At 46.7% G+C, this 22,257-nt stretch carries 18 protein-coding genes; 12 read left to right on the top strand and 6 right to left on the bottom strand.

Going from position 1 to position 22,257, the window contains the following annotated elements; translation table 11 throughout:
* Window positions 1–97: 97 nt before the first annotated feature.
* Both ccoG and L5M28_RS09000 read left to right on the top strand, forming a co-directional pair.
* The gene (gene ccoG, locus L5M28_RS09005; protein ID WP_263203142.1) at window positions 98–1,570 is read left to right on the top strand and encodes a cytochrome c oxidase accessory protein CcoG; all 1,473 of its coding nucleotides are present in this window, start codon (window positions 98–100) and stop codon (window positions 1,568–1,570) included.
* Between the two features lie 522 nt (window positions 1,571–2,092).
* On the top strand, window positions 2,093–3,694 hold the full coding sequence (locus tag L5M28_RS09000) for an AMP-binding protein (RefSeq protein WP_263203140.1): 1,602 nt from the start codon (window positions 2,093–2,095) through the stop codon (window positions 3,692–3,694).
* A 75-nt stretch (window positions 3,695–3,769) separates the two neighbouring features.
* Here the strand turns inward: L5M28_RS09000 and L5M28_RS08995 are convergent, their stop codons facing one another.
* The 4 genes from L5M28_RS08995 to L5M28_RS08980 form a co-directional block, all read right to left on the bottom strand.
* A complete protein-coding gene (locus L5M28_RS08995) occupies window positions 3,770–5,674 on the bottom strand; it encodes an ABC transporter transmembrane domain-containing protein (RefSeq protein WP_263203138.1) in 1,905 nt (634 codons plus the stop codon).
* A gap of 218 nt (window positions 5,675–5,892) precedes the next feature.
* A complete protein-coding gene (hutZ, locus tag L5M28_RS08990) occupies window positions 5,893–6,450 on the bottom strand; it encodes a heme utilization protein HutZ (protein WP_028761546.1) in 558 nt (185 codons plus the stop codon).
* Between the two features lie 37 nt (window positions 6,451–6,487).
* Window positions 6,488–7,069 carry a heme utilization cystosolic carrier protein HutX gene (gene hutX / locus L5M28_RS08985; protein WP_263203136.1) on the bottom strand — a complete coding sequence of 194 codons (582 nt, stop codon included), beginning with the start codon at window positions 7,067–7,069 and terminating at the stop codon, window positions 6,488–6,490.
* 35 nt (window positions 7,070–7,104) lie between these two features.
* The gene (locus L5M28_RS08980; RefSeq protein ID WP_263203134.1) at window positions 7,105–9,195 is read right to left on the bottom strand and encodes a TonB-dependent hemoglobin/transferrin/lactoferrin family receptor; all 2,091 of its coding nucleotides are present in this window, start codon (window positions 9,193–9,195) and stop codon (window positions 7,105–7,107) included.
* Between the two features lie 349 nt (window positions 9,196–9,544).
* Here L5M28_RS08980 and L5M28_RS08975 point away from each other — a divergent pair, with 349 nt between their 5' ends.
* The 7 genes from L5M28_RS08975 to L5M28_RS08945 all read left to right on the top strand — a co-directional run bounded on the left by L5M28_RS08975 (window position 9,545) and on the right by L5M28_RS08945 (window position 15,188).
* On the top strand, window positions 9,545–10,402 hold the full coding sequence (locus L5M28_RS08975) for an energy transducer TonB (RefSeq protein ID WP_263203132.1): 858 nt from the start codon (window positions 9,545–9,547) through the stop codon (window positions 10,400–10,402).
* 136 nt (window positions 10,403–10,538) lie between these two features.
* Complete coding sequence (locus tag L5M28_RS08970; RefSeq protein WP_263195849.1) at window positions 10,539–11,294, top strand: MotA/TolQ/ExbB proton channel family protein; 756 nt, start codon at window positions 10,539–10,541, stop codon at window positions 11,292–11,294.
* Complete coding sequence (locus L5M28_RS08965) at window positions 11,291–11,728, top strand: ExbD/TolR family protein (RefSeq protein WP_168824988.1); 438 nt, start codon at window positions 11,291–11,293, stop codon at window positions 11,726–11,728. Before L5M28_RS08970 ends, L5M28_RS08965 begins: the two co-directional genes overlap by 4 nt.
* 97 nt (window positions 11,729–11,825) lie before the next feature.
* Entirely contained in the window at window positions 11,826–12,812 is a 987-nt protein-coding gene (locus L5M28_RS08960; protein WP_263203130.1) for a hemin ABC transporter substrate-binding protein, read from the top strand.
* Between the two features lie 50 nt (window positions 12,813–12,862).
* Entirely contained in the window at window positions 12,863–13,879 is a 1,017-nt protein-coding gene (locus L5M28_RS08955; protein ID WP_028761552.1) for a FecCD family ABC transporter permease, read from the top strand.
* A 10-nt stretch (window positions 13,880–13,889) separates the two neighbouring features.
* A complete protein-coding gene (locus tag L5M28_RS08950; protein ID WP_263141638.1) occupies window positions 13,890–14,729 on the top strand; it encodes a heme ABC transporter ATP-binding protein in 840 nt (279 codons plus the stop codon).
* 114 nt (window positions 14,730–14,843) lie between these two features.
* Window positions 14,844–15,188, top strand: coding sequence for a DUF2956 domain-containing protein (locus tag L5M28_RS08945; protein WP_113939881.1), 345 nt, complete (start codon window positions 14,844–14,846; stop codon window positions 15,186–15,188).
* A gap of 46 nt (window positions 15,189–15,234) precedes the next feature.
* Here the strand turns inward: L5M28_RS08945 and L5M28_RS08940 are convergent, their stop codons facing one another.
* Window positions 15,235–15,555 carry a hypothetical protein gene (locus L5M28_RS08940; protein ID WP_105252983.1) on the bottom strand — a complete coding sequence of 107 codons (321 nt, stop codon included), beginning with the start codon at window positions 15,553–15,555 and terminating at the stop codon, window positions 15,235–15,237.
* Window positions 15,556–16,367: 812 nt separating this feature from the next.
* Window positions 16,368–17,906 (bottom strand): leucyl aminopeptidase family protein, encoded by a 1,539-nt coding sequence (locus L5M28_RS08935; RefSeq protein ID WP_219250306.1) that lies wholly within the window; start codon window positions 17,904–17,906, stop codon window positions 16,368–16,370.
* A gap of 219 nt (window positions 17,907–18,125) precedes the next feature.
* Between L5M28_RS08935 and L5M28_RS08930 the strand changes: the two genes are divergently transcribed.
* The 3 genes from L5M28_RS08930 (at window position 18,126) to L5M28_RS08920 (ending at window position 22,127) form a co-directional block, all read left to right on the top strand.
* Entirely contained in the window at window positions 18,126–19,586 is a 1,461-nt protein-coding gene (locus L5M28_RS08930) for an aminoacyl-histidine dipeptidase (RefSeq protein WP_263203128.1), read from the top strand.
* A 244-nt stretch (window positions 19,587–19,830) separates the two neighbouring features.
* The gene (locus tag L5M28_RS08925; RefSeq protein WP_028761558.1) at window positions 19,831–20,385 is read left to right on the top strand and encodes a cache domain-containing protein; all 555 of its coding nucleotides are present in this window, start codon (window positions 19,831–19,833) and stop codon (window positions 20,383–20,385) included.
* A gap of 95 nt (window positions 20,386–20,480) precedes the next feature.
* Complete coding sequence (locus tag L5M28_RS08920; RefSeq protein ID WP_263203126.1) at window positions 20,481–22,127, top strand: methyl-accepting chemotaxis protein; 1,647 nt, start codon at window positions 20,481–20,483, stop codon at window positions 22,125–22,127.
* Window positions 22,128–22,257 lie beyond the last annotated feature (130 nt).

Genomic DNA, 22,257 nt, shown 5'->3' with positions numbered 1-22,257 from the left:
AAAAATAATTATAAATATCATGATGTTGAGCCAATTAAAACTTGGCCTAGCGCTTGCTATAGGGAGGCGAATCTTATTTAAGCCGTTAGGACCCTTTATGCCCAAGAGCGAAGTTACCCCAAATTCTCCAAGTGTAAATAAGAGTGTGGGCGCAAAACCTGCCTCAGTAGAGCTACACATTCCGGTTAAAAATCTCTCTACTGAAACCGCAGCAAAGAATCGTCTCCCCTCTGGCAATATCCATTTCCGTGAGCAAAAAGGTGATTTTCAGCGCCTGCGAACCATGATGAATAGCCTATTGATCGTGATGTTTTTCGCCTTGCCGTTTATCTCAATCGATGGCCGCCAAGCAATACTGTTAGATATCAGCCAACAACAGTTTTTCTTCTTTGGTATCACGCTCTGGCCACAGGACTTTACCTTGCTGGCATGGATTTTTATCGCCGCCGCCTTCGGTCTGTTTTTCATTACCGTATTTTGGGGCCGTGTTTGGTGCGGTTACCTTTGCCCACAAACGGCGTGGACCTTTATCTATGTGTGGATAGAAACGCGCATCGAAGGCAGCAGTAATAAACGTAAGCAGCTCGACAAAGCCCCTTGGTCTAGCAGTAAAATCGGTAAAAGAAGTGCAAAGCACTTACTTTGGGGTCTAACAGCTCTGCTCACTGGCTGTGGTTTTATCGGTTATTTTATTCCCGCCCGCGAACTTTATGTGGACATCTTGACGGGTAATGCCAGCTTCTGGGTGACAAGCTGGGTGTGGTTTTTCGCCATTTGTACTTATCTCAATGCGGGCTGGATGCGCGAGCAAATGTGCTTACATTGCTGCCCCTATTCACGTTTCCAAGCTGTGATGTTCGATGCCAACACTAAAACCGTGACCTATGATGCACAGCGCGGTGAAGCCCGTGGCCCTCGCAAACGTAAACAAGAGAACAATCAAGATGACCATACTTTAGGTGACTGTGTTGACTGTAATTTATGTGTCGAAGTGTGCCCAACAGGGATAGATATTCGTAACGGTTTGCAATATGAGTGCATTAACTGCGGCGCCTGTGTCGATGCCTGTAATGAGACTATGTTGAAGTTCGATTACAAGCAGAATCTTATCGGCTATATGAGTGAAAATGATCTTAAGGGAGTGAATTACTCCTATTGGCGCTCGCCGCGTTTCTTAGGCTACGGTGCAGCGGTCATTATCATGTTTATCGTCATAGGGTTAGACTTAAATAGCCGCAGCGAGATCCAGCTTAACGTGATCCGTGATCGTCAAAGCTTGTACCGTGAAACCTCGGATAATAAAGTTGAAAATACCTATCAGCTGAAGATCCGCAACAAGACGCAAGATACTAAGCAATATCAACTCGCCGTCGACAGTGAAATGCCCTTTAGCTTGATTGCCGATCCTATTATTACCTTGGCAGCGGGTGAACAAGTGGACTATCCCGTCACAGTATTAGCCGATAAGGATGCCATCCCCTCGGGGCGCAAAATTATCCAATTCTCGGTGACGGATGTTAAACAGCCAACACAACAAGTAAGCCAAGAAACCGGATTCTTCAGTCCTTAGCACTAAGCTTTTAGCGCTTAATATGAGTTACCGTAACATTGGTCATCATCAAATTAACTACCCAATCGGCGCTTGAGGAATCAACTCAAGCGCCGGTTAAAGGCAGAAATTCATCCCCAAATGACAACCTGATCTTTAACGTCTCATACATCGGAATAAAACCTTAAACACCTACAAAGCTGAAAATTTCCCCGTTAAACGGCGCATAGACAAAGCGAATTGAGCACATTCAATCTTAATCCTTAGAAACATAACGGTTACAAATTTTAAATTGTCTTTCCCTCAACTCTTATTTAGGTTTTGTGGTTCATTAGATAACTAAGCTTCTAAGATAACTAAGCTATAGTTAAGCACTCAGCTTTAGAGTAAAAATACTATTTGTTACATAAAGATACCGTTATTGGCATAAAGATGTTTTTCGCGATAAGCATTGACCTCTAGTACTAACACCCTCTAATCTAAACACCTGTTTAACTCCAAAATAATAACAACTAATAAACATCATCTTTGAGGTAGTTCAGCATGGCATACGATCAAGACTCTCAACTCAAACTAAACTACTCATCACTGGTCGATCTGATCGAGAAAACCAGCCTGCGTTACGGTGATAAACCCGCCTATGCCTGTCTCGGTAAAACCTGCAGTTTTAACGAGATAGAACGCGATTCTCGTTACTTTGCCGCCTATTTACAAAATAAGACCACACTCAAACCTGGCGATCGCATCGCCATTCAATTGCCTAATATCACCCAATTTGTCATCGCGGCCTACGGCGCAATCAGGGCTGGGCTTATTTTAGTTAACACTAATCCCCTATATACCGAGCGCGAGCTCATCCATCAGTTCAATGATTCTGGTGCCAAAGCGATCGTGGTTTTATCCGATCTATTACCGACCTTAGCCAAAGTCATCGACAGCACCAAAATAGAATATGTCATTTCAACCCACCCATTAGATTTGATCGATCCGCACGTACAGCCTAAGACAGGCCTGAAGAATGTGGAGTTTTGCCAAATTTTAAAACAAGGCGCAGACCTCCCCTTTAGCCGATTTATCTCAAATCTCGACGACCTCTCGGCGTTGCAATATACGGGCGGCACCACTGGATTATCTAAAGGTGCCATGTTGACCCACGGCAATATGCTCGCTAATGCGGCGCAGGTAAAATCCCGCATCGCGAGCGTGATCACCGAAGGGGAAGATATCTTCGTTGCACCGCTACCGATTTACCATATTTATGCGTTTATGGTGAACTTAGTGCTGTATTTCGAGTGTGGCGGCTGCTCGGTATTAATTCCAAATCCACGGGATATTAGCGGCTTAATTAAGACACTCGCCAAATATCCCTTCACTGGATTTGCAGGACTCAATACTCTGTTTGTCGCCCTATGCCATCAACCCGAGTTTAAAGCACTCGACTTTAGCCATTTAAAAATCACCATCTCTGGCGGCACAGCACTGACGGCCGCCGCGGCCAACATTTGGCAACAGACGACAGGCAACATGATCAGTGAAGGTTATGGGCTATCTGAAACTTCGCCGGTGATTTCACTCAATGCACCCGGTTATCAAAAACTAGGCACTATTGGTAAACCGGTGATTGGCACAGAGGTTAAACTCTTAGATGAAAACGACATTGAAGTGCCCTTAGGTACGGCCGGAGAATTAGCCGCACGCGGCCCACAAGTCATGCGGGGGTATTGGAATAATCCGCAGGAAACCGCCAATGCTATGACTCAAGATGGCTTCTTCAAAACTGGGGATATTGCCATAGCAACAGCAGAAGGTTTCCACCAAATAGTTGATCGTAAAAAAGATATGATCATAGTCTCAGGTTTTAATGTCTATCCCAACGAAGTGGAAAACGTCCTAGCGAGCCACCCTAATGTGATCGAATGCGCCGTAGTGGGAGTAAAAGATGAACACTCGGGTGAAGCGGTTAAAGCCTTTATCGTGCTAAAGGATGATAGCCAAGATCATCAACAGGCTAAAGAGGCCATTCTAACCTATTGCCGCGAGCAGTTAACCGCCTATAAATTGCCAAAAATCATTGAATTTATGGCGCAATTACCTAAAAGTACCGTAGGTAAAATTCTGCGCCGCGAGCTAAAAGATAAAGCTTAAAAAACGCATTTAAAGACAAAGCTAACCCAGTGAGCTAGCTTAAGCGTTTTAGCTAGCGACTGGGTTTTATTTTACCTACACGGTCTCATTCAAGGCGCTGGCATTGGCCTCTTCGGTTAACAATTGCAGACTGGCAAATTCACGATATAACGCATTAGATTGCATCAACTCTTGGTGGCGACCGCTGGCGACAATCTCGCCCTTATCAAACACAAAAATCCTATCGGCATTGATTACTGTCGATAAGCGATGGGCAATAATCAAGGTGGTTTTACCCGCCATCAATACGTCCAACGCTTGCTTCACTTTCTGCTCGCTCACCGCATCTAAAGCGCTGGTCGCTTCATCGAGTAACAATATCGGTCTGTCGGCTAAAATCGCCCGCGCAATGGCAATACGTTGTTTTTGTCCACCAGAAAGCCGCACACCACGCTCGCCTAAATAGGTTTGATAACCTTCAGTAAACTCGCTAATAAACTCGTGGGCACGTGCTGCAATACAGGCATCTATCACTTCTTGTTCGGTGGCATCGACTCGACCATAACGCACGTTTTCAAGTACGCTAGTCGCAAAAATCACAGAGTCCTGCGGCACTAGAGCAAACTGCGACCGCAACTGCTGTGGCAGAAGATTGGCAATATCAATACCTTCCAGTCGAATACTGCCAGCGCTAGGCACGTAAAAGCGTTGCAATAACTGGAACAAGGTACTTTTACCCGCGCCACTTGGCCCGACTAAGGCAACCCGTTCACCCGCGGCAATAGCCATATTGAGCTGTTTTAGCACTAAGACATCATGCTCTGGATAGGCAAAATTGAGTCCTTCAATCATTAACTCCCCACTGACCTTGGCGGGCAAAGTCACAGGATGAGTTGCAACGGGAATATCCACTTGCGTTTCAGCCAGTTCGATTAAACGTTCGGCGGCGCCAGAAGCCCGCTGGATCTCGCCTATCACTTCGCTAATGGTCGCTACTGCGCCCGCGACCATGACAGCGTAAAACATAAAGGCAGATAACTCACCGCCCGTCATCTTACCCGCCATCACATCGTGGGCACCGACCCAAGTCACCATAGCAATTGCGGCGATACTTAAAAACATCACGGTTGAGATCAATAAGGCACGGTAACGGATCCGGCCACTGGCCGCAGACATGACATCTTCGACGCGGCGATTGAACAAGCTACGGTCTTTATCTTCATGCCCATAGGCTTGTACCGTATGGATTTCATGAAGCGTTTCATCAACATAAGCGCCGAGATCAGCAACCCTATCTTGGCTTTCTCGCGCCAGCGTACGGACTTTACGGCCGAAAAAGATCACCGGCCCTAACACTAAGGGCACAGCCAACAACACCAGCAATGTCATCTTAACGCTAGTGATACCCATCATGACTAAACCACCAAGCACAGTTACGCTAGAGCGCAGCGCCATGGAAAGACTCGAACCCACCACAGTTTGTAACAAAGTAGAATCGGCGGTAAAACGGGAGATCACCTCACCGGTGCGTACCTTAGCGTAAAAGGCGGGAGAGAGTTTAAGCAGTTGATTGTAAACCGTTAGACGAATATCGGCGCTGACCCGCTCGCCAAGCCAAGTCATCAAGTAGAAGCGGCAAAACACCGCTGTGCCACTGACGGCGGTAATTCCGAGCACTAACAGTATGATTTCATTCAGCCGCTGCGCATTATCCCTTACAAAGCCTTCATCGACCATCAAGCGCACACCTTGGCCCAATGATAACCAAGCGAGCGACCCTATCATCAAGCAGATAATCGCCGCGACAACTTTCAGTTTGTAGGGTTTAAGAAAACCCATAATCCAAGGCAATACCGATCTTTGCTGCGCCGAGGTCCATTTAGCCTTTGATGTATCAGCGCTTGTTGTAGACGTGACTGGAATTAACTTTTCGGGCAATGGCTCAGCCCCCGCTTTAATGGGTTCGGAAGATTTGGCGAGTTCAGCTGTAGGCTCGGTCACGGGTGGCATCCTTGAGGTAGGTAAGGCAATTCAAATATAACATCAGCATGAATGGGATCATCAGCAGCCGTTAGCCGCGCAGCATGACTTAAAGCATATAAGTGAGATGCTACCTCTTGCAGTGGAATTCAAGGGCTGTGTGGATTTACTCAAAAGAAAAGCATAAAAGAAACCCGCAGCGAGTGCGGGTTTCTTTTATTGCAGTAGCTTGACGCGGCTTAAGCGACTTGCTTGTTTTCCGGCGTTTTTGGCGTGCCGTGGTGGCCATCGCGCTTCCAATCCACATCTAACAACTCTGCGCCGCTCAGGCTAAATGCTTGGCCAAAACCTTTGACGTAAAGACCCTGATGGGGCGCGAGCTTGTATAAGTTAAAATCGGTTAACGCCGCAAGGTTATCGGACATTTCGCCAAAACGTGCCGATAACACACCAACACCTTTACTGAAGGCGGGCGTATCGCGGGGCACTGCCTCGGCAATCGCATCGAAGGTTAAACGCTTGCGGGCAAAAACCGATTTGGCCGCAGTTTCGTCTTCAACTAACATCACAGAGACCTTAGATGAGTGCTTTAAATTATGACCGTGACGGGCTAAGTCACTCACCAAAATATAAAAACCATCATCTGCCAGTGCGAAGGGCGCATAGCTCGCATTCGGCTGGCCATCTGTACCAATGGTGGCCAGTTGCAAGGTCTCGCGCTGCTGTTTAAAGGCTTCGATTTCGGGTAAGAGTTTGTCTCTTAAACGCTGTTCTTGTTCGGTAATTTCAGGCTTCATTTGCTGTTTTCCTTAATACTTTTGTTAATGCTGCAATTCAGATGTGTGATTGCACCGAGGCAAAGGCAGTCGCGAGCGCTTTAAATTGGCGAACTTGCTCAGGAAACAGTGCTCTTTGTTTATCTCGACCTAAATACACTTTGAACACCACCTCACCCTCACTGCCGAAAAAGTTAATCGAATGGCTCTCGCTGCCTCTAAAAGGTCTGCTGATCAAGGCGATGCCGCGCATGGCATCTAATTTGAGATGACCATGCAAACCGTCGCCCTTGCTGTAGAGGTTGTAATAACCGTGGGCGTATTTCCCCTCGGGGAAATCCCCTTTAAATTCAAATACGCTGCCAGATAACATCACAATAGTGGTTAACTTTCCCCATTTGGGTAAGGCTTGCAGTAATGTATCGAGCTGAGTTAACGGAACAAACACCACTTGTTCGGGCGGCAGCGCAGCAACCACTTCAAGCTCGGCAATGCCTAATTCACTGGCGAGCTGCGCTGGCATTAAATCAGCTTGTTGTTCAAATCGTTGTCGCAATTGCGCCTGTTGCTCACTTAGCTGACGTTGCTCAGAGTTTAAATCTGGCGCGACATCGAGCTCGGTATCGAGTGTCATCTTCATTTTACTGTCTCCAGCGGTAGTGACTATTGAGTGGCTTAGAACATATAGCGCGCCGATAACTTCATATTACGACCCGGTTGATACAAGGTTTGCCACGCTTGTTGATACTTCTCATCACCGATATTTTCGATTGCGAAATCCACTCTCACGCCCGCCATGGGTCCCATAGTCGGTTCCCACGCAACATACACATCCCATAGGGTGTAATCGTCGTATTTCGCCACTTTAAAGCCGTCAGGCGTATTCGACTGAGTCGCCACATAAGTGACGCGAGTGCCGAGTTTCATGTCGCCTTCCATAATGCCTTGGGATAAATCGACATTGAACTTATTGGCGGGTATACCTTCTATGTCATCGCCCGTTTGACGATCTTCGCCATGGGTTTGGCCGTAATTCATCGCTAAGCGAGTTTGGCCAATACGGTAACGACCGCTAATTTCAAAACCTGTTAAACGTGCATCTTCAACGTTATTCCATGAGGTCGTTTGCTCGAATCCAGGAATGCCACGCCAAGGATTAGACACTTGCTGCACGATAAAATCGTCCACATCGTTACGGAAAACGTTAAACATTAGCGCCAGTTCATCATCACCCGCTAACTCACTGAAACGTAAGTCCGCTTTGATTTCTTTATTGCGCGCAGTCTCTGCTTTTAGATCCGAATTCACAGCGAAGGTGTTACATAAACCTTGGGGTAAAAATCCGGGGATTGGCGGGATACAATAATGGGTGCCGCTGGAAAACATTTCCTCTACCGTAGGTGCGCGGAAGGCTTGATCGTAACGGGCGCTTAAGGTCAGCCAAGGCTGAGTCTGCCACACCAAGCCAAGCGATGGTGATAACTCATTGTCATCTGAGGATAAGTTGAGATTATGGCTGTCATTTTTAAAGCTGTCATAACGCAGACCCGCATCAAGATTTAACGTCTTAGTCAACTCAATATCTGCCCGCGTAAAAGCGCCCCATACTGTGGTTTCGCCATCGATATTCTCTGGACGCTGGCCCACTTGGCCCGAATCATCACGCGTCGTTTCTATGGTATCGCGAAAACCATCGACCCCGTAGGTCAACAGAGTATTACCTAAACGCGAACTGTTATTAAGGTTAATCCCCACAGTGCGGAACTCAGTACTGTCTTGCTGACCTTTCGTAATACGGTCTTCATCGTAGTCGGTACTGTTCCAATACACTTGCATCTTAGTATCCAGATACGGGTTATTAGCAGGATTGAGACTGTAGTTTAGGGTGAGGTTTTGATCGTCAGTTTTGCGACGCACCAAAGGCACTGAACTACTCACAGCAGCAGAAGGATTGCTCGGTACTAATTCATTGTTTTTGCTGGCTCTTGCAGATAACTCTAACCGTGATGCCTCGTCGGCTTGCCAACCGAATTTAGCTAAACCACTGCTGCCTTGGGATGCACTGTTGTTTAGAGTTTCATCATTACCGGTTTTTATATTGTTTGAATCGTAATAGGAACCATTGAGTAACCAATCGATGCTGTCTTGTTGACCATAAATAGCGCCACTGGTTTTAGTGCGGGAGCCATTGGTCTCATAACCTTGTTTGAAATAACCACCAAAGGTCTCGTCTGGTGCTAAAAAATCTTGTGCCGACTTAGTATTCTGCGCTACGACGCCACCGAGGGCACCACTGCCCCACAAGCTACTGGCAGGGCCGCGCAGCACTTCGATGGATTTGAGCAACTCTGGGTCCATAAAGTAAGTACCTCTGTGACCAGAGCTGGTATTTTGTCTTGCGCCGTCAATTGTTTGCAACACACGATCGCCACTTAAACCACGGATTTCAACCCCTTGAGATGACGCTCTTGGGCCATTGGTCAGCGTAATATTCGCCTCATTTTTAAGGGCATTGGCAACTGATGATGCTTGGGCGACCGTAAGTTGCTCTTCATCCACTACTGCCACGCTACGGCTGGTTTCGGAAGCTTTTTCACTGATGCGTGTTGCACTCACCAATACTTCATCAAATTCAGTCGTGACCAGTTTTTTATTCGCATCCTGTTGAACAACAGGCTTAACACTTTCCTCTGCCGCTAACGTAAAACTTAGGGCCGTACCACTCAGTGCTATCGCCATGGCGATCACTAACGGCTTTTTTTTCATCTCTTCATCCTCAAGTGATATTCAGCTGTTTCCGTGCAATTTAATACTGAGCCTAGACTCTCTTTCCAGACGCCAATCCTTTCGAGATTGAGTCTGTTACAGATGATCCATTCCAGATTTGGCTCTTTCGAGATTGAACCCCTTCCAGATCGAGCCCAAGGCAATCAGTACCCATAAAGTAGGATAAATTGTCGGTTTAGCTGCTTTTTTAAGCGCTCATTCGAGCTATTGCAGGCACTCTACCTGAGATAATAAAATAGATCAAATGCAAATCATTATCATTTGCGATCTTGTTTATATTGAGATATCTTAATTAGGAAAATGGCTTTCATTGGAAAAAGAGGTTGCTGTGACACCAAAACGATATCTTGCCTTTGGCGCGTTAACGGTTGCCATCCAGACGGGTGTTATCGCCTCGCAACCCGCTATGACTATGCAGCCAAGCGCCCAAACATCGAGCGTAAACCAAGCATCACTCACTCCCAGCGCGAATACTGTCACCCTTAATTTTTCTACCGCGACTAGCGCTACAAGCAACACGAATGCAGAGCCCATCAAGCAAACAGACGCCAAAGTAGCCACTGTGAACAGTACAGTGCAAAAAAACATTACAGCGCAAAAAGTATCAACAGCAGAATCTGTCGATAAGGCGGTTATCCCGAAAACTAAAGCTGATCAACGAATTGACAGCCAACTCGCCAAAAAATCTTCAGCAACAAAACCCACGGCTAACAATCTTCCGGATACAGCTCCTTTAGCGACGAACGATTTAGAACCAAGTGCTTTAGCACATAAGCGACTTGAACAAGTTGAACAACAAACAGAACCAAAAACAGCACAAATGGATTTAATCGCTAACGCTGCCAAAGTTGATGCAAAAGCGACCCCAAATGTAGCCAGTGCAACAACTGACAGTGCCCAAACTAACATAGTGGAATTAGCCAAACCGCTGTTCGCTGCAGCACCACCGCAACCGACTTATCCAAAGATAGCGCGTAAAAAAGGGCTAGAAGGCACCGCAACCATAGAAGTGATGTTTAACGAACTTGGTGAGCAACTGGCACTGACGTTAGTAAAAAGCTCAGGGTTCAGTCTGTTAGATCAAGCCGCGTTAGATGCAGTTGAAAACTGGCAATTTGCGGCGCCAGCGCAAAGGCTAGCGAGTCATTATAAGGTCAGAGTGCCTATTCGCTTCGCGCTCAACTAACAGGCCCAATGTTGCCACTGAAAAATTAGCTCGTGGGAAGTTAGCTCGTGGAGTATTAGCCACCGCACAACTAGCCTGATTTTTGTTTTACTAACTTACATATAAAACTACTTTTTCAATCGATTGGAGAGGCTTAATGCCCGTAACTGATTTTTCAACCCTACAGACTCAGCTTGGCGTGCTCACTTGGCCCTTGTTGTTATGTGCTTTTTTAGCTTTGATGATCTGCCTTGAACGTAGCGCCTTGTTTTTGCATCAAACTTTGCTGTCAATCTGGCCCAAAAAACAGGCCTGGGTAAAAGCATTGCGTCAATCAAGCTCAGCGGCAACCACTGAAAACGTTAGCGCCCTGCTAGCGCAAACCAGCGCACAGCAAGATTTACTCGCCCGTGGCGCGACCTTGTTACTCAAACAAGTCCACCAGCCAAAAGTGCTAAGGGAAGAATTACTCAGTCTATGGCTCAATAAGCAACAACGCGACTTGCAAGCCGGACTCAAGGTTTTACAAGTGATTGGCATCATTAGTCCACTACTCGGTTTGCTCGGCACAGTATTGGGACTCATCGAAATGTTTGCCCAACTCGGGCAATCACAAGGCCCTGTCACGCCAGCACAACTCAGTGCTGGACTGGGCCTTGCGATGAACACCACAGCAGCCGGACTCATGATCGCCGTGCCCGCCATTACCGCCGCCCATCTTTTTGGGATCTGGACTCAAGGCCAATGCCTGCGCGCTGGGCATGTGCTCAATCAACTCAATCTCTGGTTAGCGGGTATCGAAGATATTTCAATTGATGCCAATCATTACCAAGCATTCACCCGAGTCAGTAAAACCAGCGTCGAGCAAAAATTAGCATCCAAGCCCCATTCTCAAATTGAGCCACAGACATGATAAGTGCAGATAAATCATTCTTATCGCAGGCTGGCATTGCTTCGCCTGAGCAACTTCCGAGCCTAGATTTAACCGCGTTAATCGACATTATTTTTATCGTGCTGGTGTTTTTACTGCTGACGGCAAATAGCCAATTATTGAGTTTGCCGGTAGATGTGCCACAAAGCCCAAGCTCAGCTATCACGGCAATCGACAACAAACAAACAATTGCCATCAATATCATGGCAACAGCGCCTTATTGGGCTATTGATGGCAAAGAGTTTGATGACTTAGCCACTTTTACCACTGAATTTACTGCACATTTTCAGACTATGCCGAAGGCGACGGTTGTCATTGCCGCCGACAAAGCCGCGCCAGTGGAACCTTTGATGCAACTGCTTGCACTGTTACAGACGCAGTCCATCAGTCAGACCCAAATTTTGATGGAGCACTAGCGTATCCGAACCAGCCATTTAAACGAGAAAGCAAAAGTCTGACATCAAAAAACGGCATCTAAGCCTGTGGCGAACAAGTTGTATTAGGAGTTTAACCATGTTGTTTCAAGCAACTAAAATACCAGTAAACAAAGGTTCCATTGCTCAACGTTATCAACATAGACGCACATATAAAGCATTGGAAAAAATTATTTTTTTCACGTCAGCACTTACGACCTTACTATCCTCAAGCGTTTTTAGCGCTGAACTGAGTGCCGAGCCAGAGATAAGACTCGTGAGTGCAGGTACAGGAGTCACAGAGCTCGTGCTCGCCCTCGACGCAGGCAATGAGCTAGTCGCCATCGACTCCACCAGCTATGTGCCTGAAAGTTTGAGCCATGTGGCTAAGCTTGGTTATCACAGAATGCTCTCCGCCGAAGGCATTATTGCCCTCTCCCCAACGCTGGTTGTCGGTTCAGATGTGATGGGACCAGAAACCACACTTAAGGTATTAAAACAGGCGAATATCCAAGTCGTGCAATTACCCGCAACAAATGATGAACCACAACTGATGAACAATGTGGATACCTTAGGTCACTTACTCAATCGCCAAGAACATGCGGTTAAATTAAAACAAGATTTACATCAACAACTGCAAAGCTTAGCGGGTAAAAAACAACAAGTGCGCGATGCGGGCTCTCAGCCAAAAATTCTCTTCATGCTGTTACAAGAAGGCCGCGGTGCACGGGTTGGCGGTAAAGGCACAGCCGCAGATACTATTATCGAGCTGTCTGGAGCACAAAATATCGCCGAGTTTGATGGCTACAAAAGCATGTCTCAAGAAGGGATTCTGTCCTTGCAGCCCGACATTATTTTGCTGTCAAAGCGTAGCGATAAACCCACAGATCAAACTAATGCACAAATTGCTCAAGAACTGTTGAAAGAGATGCCACTACTCGCCCATACCCCAGCAGGTGAAAACGGCCATATTCAAACACTAGCACCGCAAGCCCTTCTCGGTGGTTTAGGCATCAGTGCCATAAGCGCCGCGGATACGCTCGCCAGCACATTGCTCAAGCAAAACCATTCACAAACGCAGCGATGAGTACAGTTAGCACTAATTAACCCCAGATAAAAATAGAAAGGATATTTGAGATGTTCCTCAACCGCTGGCTCTGGCCGAGTCTAGTCACACTGTTAGCCCTAAGCGGCTTACTCTCGGTCAGCACTGGCCCTGTTAGCATCAGCTTTGTCGACGCCCTAAATGCAGTGTTCAATTGGGCTACCCAGCAAAATATCGGCAATATTGCGCCCCACGAGCAACTAGTAATCAACAATGTGCGCTTACCACGGACATTACTGGCGTTAGCAGTAGGCGCTACGCTCGCACAGTGCGGCGCGGTAATGCAGGGGCTTTTTCGCAATCCCTTAGCGGATCCCGGTATTATCGGAGTGTCATCCGGCGCAGCACTTGGCGCAGCCATCTGTATCGTGCTGTTACCCAACGCGAATCCGTTGATGATCCCCATCAGTGCGTTTGCATCGGGATTAGTGACCACCCTTATCGTCTACCGACTCGCCAGCAGCCCAACAGGTACATCGGTCGTATTATTACTTTTGTCGGGTGTTGCCATAGCTGCGCTGGCAGGCGCAGGAATAGGTGTTCTCACATATCTTGCCAACGACATGGCGCTACGTGACTTAACCCTATGGCAAATGGGATCGATTGCAGGTGCGCAGTGGCTATATGTCAGTCTGTGTCTTGTGACCTTAGCGCTACTGAGTTGGCGATTCCACCAAGATGCGGCGGCACTTAATGCCTTGCTGCTTGGCGAATCCGAAGCACGCCACTTAGGGATAGATGTCGATAGGCTCAAACTTAGGCTTATTTTGCTTTGCGCCTTAGGGGTTGGCGTAAGTGTAGCTGCAACAGGAATTATCGGCTTTATCGGCCTCGTCGTGCCGCATTTAGTGCGCATGATGTTAGGCCCAGATCATCGCCAACTGCTGCCCATCAGCGCACTTTTAGGTGCAGCCCTATTGGCATTGGCCGATATCGGCGCGCGCGCTTTTTTACCGCCTGCCGAGTTACCCGTTGGACTCGTCACCGCGCTCATCGGTGCGCCTTTCTTCATCTTTTTACTACTGCAACAGCGCAGTAAGCTAATCTAAGCGAGTTTTTATGGCTGCAACATCCTTTGCAAATCAACCATCACAATCGACAACTTATTCAGCCAAGGCGCAATTTGATCGCACCCAGCTCAGCATTTGTCAGCTCGATGTCAACATCGGTCCAAAAACCGTGCTCAGTGATATTAATGTACAGTTTCAATCGGGTGCAGTAACAGCCCTACTCGGCCCAAATGGTGCGGGTAAATCCACCCTGCTTAAAGCCCTTTGCCAAGAAATCAGCACACCAAGGCAAAGTATACGGCTAGGCCATAGCCAACTGGCGGATTGGCCTAGGAGCGAGCTGGCAAAATCCTTAGCTGTACTGCCGCAACACGCCAGTCTCACCTTTCCCTTCACTGTGTCAGAAGTCGTAGCAATGGGCTTATATCCCTTAACCATCAGTAAGATAGAAGGAGATGCGTTAGTTGCCGAGCAACTGGCGCAAGTGGGCTTAACCCACCTGGCTAAGCGCAGCTATCCAACCCTCTCAGGCGGCGAGAAACAGCGAGTCCAACTCGCCAGAGTCTTAACTCAACTCAGGCAATCGCCGTTTCCACCCGTACTATTACTGGATGAACCAACATCGGCGTTGGATCTTGCCCAGCAGCACAGAGTACTTGAATTAGCCCAAAACTTAGCTCACCAACAAGGCTACACTGTAATAGTGGTACTGCATGACTTAAACCAAGCAGCGCGCTATAGCGATCAATTAATTGTGTTAAAACAAGGGCGAATAGTCAGTGAAGGCAAGCCATCCGATGCACTGTCGGTTGATACCATTAGGGAAGTATGGGACTACGAGCCCGTATATATCCCCGCCCCACAGGGTGGACACCCACTGATTTTTTAATGGAAAGAAGATATTCATCTTACGTTTTTGAGGTCTAATGTGGGTATAATCGCTGCGTTTACACTTTAGCTATCACCTTTTAGCCACAGCCGCATTAATTTAGGCAGAGCCCAGATGAAACCCACTATCTCGACAGAAACTCAACAAGAAGCACTAGTCGCAGCCAAAGCCACCCAAAAGCCGGGCCAAACCAAAGAGCAAACTAAACTCATTGCCCAAGGGATTGAAAAAGGCATAGCTGAATATAAAAAGCTGCAAAAAGCCAAAGCTCGCGAACGGGATAAAGCACGTAAACAACAGTTGAGAGCAAAATCTCGCACAGTTAATGACACTGATGAACTAGAGGATTCAGACGAGTTATTCGAATCTCAACGTCAGTTCACCACCGCGACTTGGATTGCCATAACGCTTTTACTATTAAGTTGGGTAGGGTTTGCCACATATATCTTTGCAGATTAAAAGCTATGATTTATATATAAAAATTAAGACATCCATATATCACTTGTTAGGCAATATCCTCTAATACCTTACACACATCATTAATTGAAAAAATATTACCGTTAAGGCTTGCTCGGTCTTTTGATATATTCAGAACGAGCCTAAATACGTTGTTCGCATCAGGATAACGGGCAAGTTTTAAAATGATGTCATCACCATTTTCTTCTGCAGACCGAAAATCCCAGCCCTTCCCTGATAAATCAAAAAGCACTTCCGCCGTTTCAGTATTGATTAACACTGGCGCATAAACCCAATGCGACATTCGCATCTCACTGGGGTTGATATCCAGTGTTAACTTACCATTTTGAAAAAACAGCTTAGTGTCCATAAACAGTCCCTGAGTAACAAGTGCACAAGCGATAGGCCGATAGCTTGTATATTGAACCCCTTATCCATTTGTTGTCCATACCGCATCACTTCTAAAACGAACCGTTTACGCTCATTGCCATCAGGCAAAACCGTTAAATGCTTAAGCGAAAAAAAGACAAAAAAAAGCCTGCTCAATGAGCAGGCAAAGACATATTTCAAGCGTCCCTTTCGGGGAAGTACATTACCGCGCTAGCGGGAAAAACCTGGCATATTCATGCAAAAACATCAATGTGCTACTTGAGTCTAAACACGCCAAAAAAGGCGATACAAAGGTTGATGGATGATGGAAACTCAAACTTTAAGGAGGGTTAGGCCTTAAAGCTCATGGCGAATAAACCGCCACGCAAAACATCAGTGTTAAACCAAGTGTTTTGCCAATAAATATGGTTGTTGCCTGTATAAGACATAGTCAATACTCCTAAATTAGTTGTGATTAAGTACTCTAGTGAAGCTTGGCTCGGTTCCTTGGAACTAGAGATTCTCATATCCGTTGAGACGACTTGTCACTCAGGTCCTTGGAGAAAAATATCCATCCTGGATAGACTAGAGAGGAAAGGCGTAGTGCCTAATCCACGAAAGTAATTATATGGATTTGTAGTTTTATTACAACCTTTATTTGTATTTTTTTTGATTAAGGCTTTTTAATGTAATTAAATTACACAATTATAGTGAGGTTAATGGCGACCTGCTTCACAGAAAAACAGAAATAACCCTGTAAATATCTAATAAATAAGATATTACAGAATTATTTCTATTTGTTACCACAAATCGTTAGCGATTGATCAGATATTGATACAAGCCCACCAGCGGACTCGCTGTAGGTTTGCCGTAGAGCGGATCACCTTCTGTTGCACTGCCTGCGATATCTAAGTGTATGTAAGCCAATGGAATAGGGGCTGTTACACCATGGTCAAATAGCCCCGACGCTTTCAGTAAAAACGCCGCGGGATATTGATGTCCACGGGCGGTAATCGATGATGGCGCATTATTGGAAGATAATATTTCAGCAGCGCCTGACACATCGCGGATCTTAGCGAAGTCTTCAGGGCGTAATGTAGACACTTCAAAGGGTTCGCCCCATTGAGTCGCCTGCTGTTGTAAAGTGACAGCGCATTGCTGTGAACTCGCCACTGAGTTTTCCACCGCCGCGGGATAGCTGCCATAACAACGCACGACATGACCTGTGAGTGTTGCTACCGAAAACATCTCAGGCTTCACTGCCGACACGGCTTTGATGCGTAAATGGCTCAGTAAATCCGCCAGCACTAAGCGCCCTTCAGCATCCGTATTACCAATTCGTACCCGCACACCCGCATGGCTCGTAATAATTTCATCGGTCACGAAGGCTTCGCTGCCTATGCTGTTACGCACTAAACCTAACTCGGCAATCACTCGAATACCTTTAGGCTTTAGCATTGACAGAGTTTTAAATAAACCCGCCACGGCAGAAGCGCCGCCTTTATCACGACTCATACCCGCCATAGCGCCGCCGACTTTCAGATCGGCGCCGCCGGTATCGTAAATCACGCCCTTACCCGCAAACAGGAAAGTGCGAGTCACTTGACCCTCCGGCAGATACTCTAGTTTCACCACGCGAGGCTGATGACGACCGACGGCAAAAGAAGAACGCGCCACGGCGCTGAGTAGCGGATAATCACGCTCTAAAATATCTCTATCTTCTACCACTGCGGTTTTGATCACGCTGCCCGCTAAGGATTGCAGACAATAATCGGCAAAGGCTTTAGCCGACATGCGCTCAGGTTCAGTACCACACAAATCCCGCGCTAATAGGCGGCCAGCTTCTAAGGCATTGAGCAAATTGCTGTTATGGGTTGATGAAGATAATAACCCTATGGCCTCAAATGCAGGCGTTAAGCCAGTCGCTTCACGCAGCTCTAAGGTTTGCCACAGTTCTTGACCGCAGGCTAATGCTGCGACTTCAGAGGCAAAACTAAAACGTGAGTCCTTCGATGGCACTACATATAACAATGGACGTTTTGCGCCTGCGTCTTTTGCAATGGCAATCGCAGCCCTTGCAGCATTGGCATAGACTCGCACGTCCACATACTCGTCATTCACTTGGGTGACAGGGGCAATGATCAAACGCCCTCCCGCAAGCCCTGGGGCAAACAGTAATGTCGGGCTCTTACCCACGCGCTTATCCACGTGGGCACCGTGCTGAGCCAATAAACCTATCTCATCAAAACCGATAGAATCCAGATCGGGCGTCACCACCACAACCGCATCCCAGCCTTCACCATCAAAAATGGCATTTTCTGCTTTTACATCAACGAAGTTAACTTGAAACATGACCCATCCTTTTTCATTATTGTGCCTGCATTATTCCCGCTCTATCGCTTAATTACCAATCTAAAAGTGGTACCGACACTCCCAGAAAAAATCGAACTGGAAACTTTGGCTGCCAGCTCACCAAAAGCCTGTGACGCTGAGATTATTTGGCTGCACAGAATGTGGTAGAATGGCCGCAAATTTGCCCTATACCCACAAGACCTTATGAGGGACACTCAAGTGACAGCCTTAAGTCAGTTATACCCGCAGCCATTATGGCAATGGTTCGAACAAATTTGCGCGATTCCCCATCCATCTAAGCATGAGCAAGCCTTAAGCCAGCACATTCAAGCGTGGGCTAAAAGCAAACAACTTGCCGTCGTTGAGGATGCCGTTGGCAACTTGATCATCCGTAAACCTGCGACGCCGGGTATGGAAGATCGTAAAATAGTGGTTATTCAAGCTCATATCGATATGGTGCCACAAAAAAATGCCGATAAAGTGCATGATTTTACTAAAGATCCTATCGAAGCTTATGTCGATGGCGATTGGGTTAAAGCCAAGGGTACAACCTTAGGTTCAGATAACGGTATTGGCATGGCATCGGCTTTAGCCATTTTAGGCTCTGATGATATCAAGCACGGTCCATTAGAAGTGCTGCTGACGATAGATGAAGAAGCGGGCATGACAGGCGCCTTCGGTTTACAGGCTGGCATGTTAGACGCTGATATTCTGATCAATACCGACTCAGAGCAAGAAGGTGAAATCTACATGGGCTGCGCCGGTGGCGTTGATGCTCAAATCACCCTGCCTATGGTGTGGCAAGCCTCTGAGCAAAGTTACTCAGCCTTTAGCCTGCACTTATCTGGCTTAAAAGGGGGTCACTCTGGTGTGAACATTCACTTAGGTCGTGGTAATGCCAACAAGCTATTGGCGCGTTTCCTCTTTGAAAACGCAGATGATTTAGCGTTGGAGTTGACCCAATTTAGCGGCGGTTCACTGCGTAATGCGATCCCACGTGAAGCCAACATCAGCTTTATGTTGCCAGAAGAAAACGTCAGCGCCTTAAACGAAAAAGTCGCTGAGTTTGAAGCGCTTATCCGCACCGAACTCGCCATTGCCGATCCCGATATGCGTTTAGTGTTAAACACTATCCCCACGCCAAAACGTGTGATGAGCGAAAACAGCCAAAATACCCTGATCGATTTGCTGCATGTGTGCCCGAACGGCGTGATCCGCATGAGTGATGAAGTCGAAGGTGTGACTGAAACCTCGCTCAACGTTGGCGTTATCAGCACTAACGATGAAGAAGTCACTATCCTGTGCCTTATCCGCTCGCTGATCGATTCTGGCCGTACTCAAGTCGAAGGCATGTTAACTGCGCTGACCAACTTAGCCGGAGCCGATATCGATTTAAGCGGTGCTTACCCAGGCTGGAAGCCAGATAACAACTCACCTGTAATGGCAATAGTGCGCGAAACCTATCAAGACATTTACCACAAAGAGCCAGTGATCATGGTGATCCATGCAGGTCTCGAGTGTGGCCTATTCAAGAAACCCTATCCAGACATGGACATGGTCTCGATTGGTCCCACCATTCGATATCCACACGGTCCAGACGAAATGGTAAACATCACCACAGTCGGCCAATATTGGACCTTATTATTAGCCGTACTCGAGCGTATTCCAGTCAAGGCTTAATATTCTAACCTTACCCTAGCTCACTCAATTCAAGGCCATATCTGCTCAAGTCAGATGTGGCCTTATTTTTTACCGCGGATTCTATTTGTGTAGAAATGCCATCGATAAAATTTTTATGAAAGAACTGAATAACTTGAATTTTCTACTATAGTTGTTCTGTCTGACCCTAACGTATTTTTGCTTATCGCGCTTTTAGAGATAACCGCTTTCCCCTTCAATACTGTGACCTTAAGGAATAGAGATCATGAAATTTGGTAAAATCTTGTCAGCCGCTGCACTACTGCTCAGCAGTAACCTCAGTTTCGCCGAAGAAGTCCCCAAAGCCGTTATAGACCTAGCCGATTCACTGATGCCATTAGGCAGAGAAGTGGTACTGGTGAATGCTGTTAAAGCGCAAAATGCCCAAGGCAAAAGCTTAGATTCAATCAAAACATTAGATGAAAAATGGATTGCCACCGCAGGTATTGATGACTTTATGTCATCCCTGATGAACAACGAAGCGGCCAAGTTTCTCACGACCTTCGAAGCCAGCAAACCTTACTACCAAGAAATTTTCCTCATGGACAATCAAGGCGCGAACGTCGCCATGATCAGTAAAACTTCAGATTATTGGCAGGGTGATGAGGATAAATGGCAAAAATCATTCGCCAATGGCAAAGGCGATAAACACATAGGTCCGGTCAAATTTGACGAGAGCTCCCAAGCCTATCTAGTACAAATTTCTATTCCAGTGATGGATGGCGATGCTGCAATTGGTGCTATCACGATTGGGATCAACCTAGATCAATTTGGACTCTAATTACCAGAGAACGCCAGTGATGGGCTGCATCCTCTTACCACAGAGGTTATTGCGGCTCTCACCTTTTCAGTGCATCAATCAAGGAGGGCGTGACTATGGAATGGTATAAAGATCTATCCGTTAATCAGAAACTGACTTATCCGAGTCTGCTACTCGCTGGCGTAGTCATCTTCGCCTCTTCAACTGGTATTTTAGGACTCAAAGCCTTAAATCACAGCGCGAATACACTCGCGCTTGAATACTTACCTAGCCAATCTGAACTCCTACAGGCCGATAAAGAGCTTTATCAAGCTCAAGTGGCCGAGCGCAGCCTGATGTTTGTTAACGTGGGCACAGACTCTTACAACGACCTTTTAAAGCAGCACACTAATAGTATCTCTCTGGTTAAAGAACATATTGATAAGTTTGCCGATGTGACCACAAGTCCCCTCGCTAAAGATAAGCTCAATGAATTAAATCACAGTTTCGATAATTGGCGAGCGACAACCACAGAAATCAGTAATCAACGCACCCAAAATGGCCGTAACGGTAGAACGACGGCGATTGATCTTAGTTTCGGTCAAGCAGCAACGCAATTCGAGCAACTACACCAGAACATTAATCATTTAATCAATGATTTAAATAGTAATACTACCGCAGCGATAGCCCAAGTAGATGATGATGCCAATCATGGACAACAGATGCAGTTAATAGCCTTAGCCATCAGTCTCTTGATCTGCATACTCTTTATCGTTGCACTGCCTAAACTCATCAGCAAACCGCTGGCGGTTTTACTCGCAAAAATCCACGACATTACCGATGGTGATGGCGATTTGACCGAACGAGTCCACTTAACCTCTAAAGACGAGCTTGGTGATCTCGCCAAGGCATTCAATCATTTTCTCGATAACTTACACGGTATTATCTCGCAATTTAAACAGTCTACATCAGAGCTCAACACCGCTGCCGAAGGTCTAGCCAAAACCAGCGCATCAGCAAAACATAACTTGATGGATCAACAAGCTGCCACCCACAGAATCGCCGATGCCAGCGATCATATTGCCGCATCCGTGCAAGAAGTATCAGTCAGTGCCAGTCATGCCGCCGATGCCGCTAAACAAGCCGACGTATTTACCGCCGACGGTCAGGCAAGAGTGAAAAAAACCATCAATGTGATTCGTGAACTTGCGGGAGATGTAGGCACGGCAGAAATGCAGATCAATAAACTCGAACAGGAAGGCCAACATATTGGCCGCGTGCTTGAGGTGATTCAAGCCATTGCCGAACAGACGAATCTATTAGCCCTTAATGCTGCAATTGAAGCGGCGCGCGCGGGCGAACAAGGACGCGGCTTTGCAGTGGTTGCCGATGAAGTGCGCTCCCTTGCCTCTAAGACTCACCAATCAACCGAAGAAATTAAATTGATGATCGCCAATGTGCAAAATGGCACTCAAAGCGCTGTGGCAGCGATTAATATCGGTAATGAAAAGGCTATCTCAAGCGTAGAAGCCGCCAGTAATGCCGGTGAAGCCTTAGCGCATATTGCAGAAATGGTGAGCCAAATTAGTGAGATGAACAATCAAATCGCCCTCGCAGCCAAAGCGCAAACCACTATGGCCAATGAGAGCCATCAAAATATTCAACACATTGCCGAACAGTCGGAGGAGAGTCTACGAACCACTGATGAAATCTACGCAGCAAGCGTACAACTCTCGTCAATGGCGAGTAATCTCACTGCGCTGGTCAGCCGCTTTAAACTGTAATTTGTTGAGAGTGAAAGCTTTTATATAAGTTACCTTTTGTAAATCAGTGATGTTTGAAAGGTCCCCTCAAACGAATAAGGGAGCATAAACCTGTCGCAGTGATTATCTGAATTCAGGTGCTCCCTTATAT

Source organism: Shewanella sp. SW32 (assembly GCF_025653365.1).
GTDB lineage: Bacteria > Pseudomonadota > Gammaproteobacteria > Enterobacterales > Shewanellaceae > Shewanella > Shewanella oncorhynchi.
The sequence above is the reverse complement of the archived record's forward strand: the minus strand, read 5'-3'. Positions and strand labels throughout refer to the sequence as shown.

Bases quoted from the DNA above. Each gene is read 5' to 3' on its own strand.
- ccoG (WP_263203142.1), top strand. From the start codon at position 98: ATGCCCAAGAGCGAAGTTACCCCAAATTCTCCAAGTGTAAATAAGAGT.
- L5M28_RS09000 (WP_263203140.1), top strand. From the start codon at position 2,093: ATGGCATACGATCAAGACTCTCAACTCAAACTAAACTACTCATCACTG.
- hutZ (WP_028761546.1), bottom strand. From the start codon at position 6,450: ATGAAGCCTGAAATTACCGAACAAGAACAGCGTTTAAGAGACAAACTC.
- hutX (WP_263203136.1), bottom strand. From the start codon at position 7,069: ATGAAGATGACACTCGATACCGAGCTCGATGTCGCGCCAGATTTAAAC.
- L5M28_RS08980 (WP_263203134.1), bottom strand. From the start codon at position 9,195: ATGAAAAAAAAGCCGTTAGTGATCGCCATGGCGATAGCACTGAGTGGT.
- L5M28_RS08970 (WP_263195849.1), top strand. From the start codon at position 10,539: ATGCCCGTAACTGATTTTTCAACCCTACAGACTCAGCTTGGCGTGCTC.
- L5M28_RS08965 (WP_168824988.1), top strand. From the start codon at position 11,291: ATGATAAGTGCAGATAAATCATTCTTATCGCAGGCTGGCATTGCTTCG.
- L5M28_RS08960 (WP_263203130.1), top strand. From the start codon at position 11,826: ATGTTGTTTCAAGCAACTAAAATACCAGTAAACAAAGGTTCCATTGCT.
- L5M28_RS08955 (WP_028761552.1), top strand. From the start codon at position 12,863: ATGTTCCTCAACCGCTGGCTCTGGCCGAGTCTAGTCACACTGTTAGCC.
- L5M28_RS08950 (WP_263141638.1), top strand. From the start codon at position 13,890: ATGGCTGCAACATCCTTTGCAAATCAACCATCACAATCGACAACTTAT.
- L5M28_RS08945 (WP_113939881.1), top strand. From the start codon at position 14,844: ATGAAACCCACTATCTCGACAGAAACTCAACAAGAAGCACTAGTCGCA.
- L5M28_RS08940 (WP_105252983.1), bottom strand. From the start codon at position 15,555: ATGGACACTAAGCTGTTTTTTCAAAATGGTAAGTTAACACTGGATATC.
- L5M28_RS08935 (WP_219250306.1), bottom strand. From the start codon at position 17,906: ATGTTTCAAGTTAACTTCGTTGATGTAAAAGCAGAAAATGCCATTTTT.
- L5M28_RS08925 (WP_028761558.1), top strand. From the start codon at position 19,831: ATGAAATTTGGTAAAATCTTGTCAGCCGCTGCACTACTGCTCAGCAGT.
- L5M28_RS08920 (WP_263203126.1), top strand. From the start codon at position 20,481: ATGGAATGGTATAAAGATCTATCCGTTAATCAGAAACTGACTTATCCG.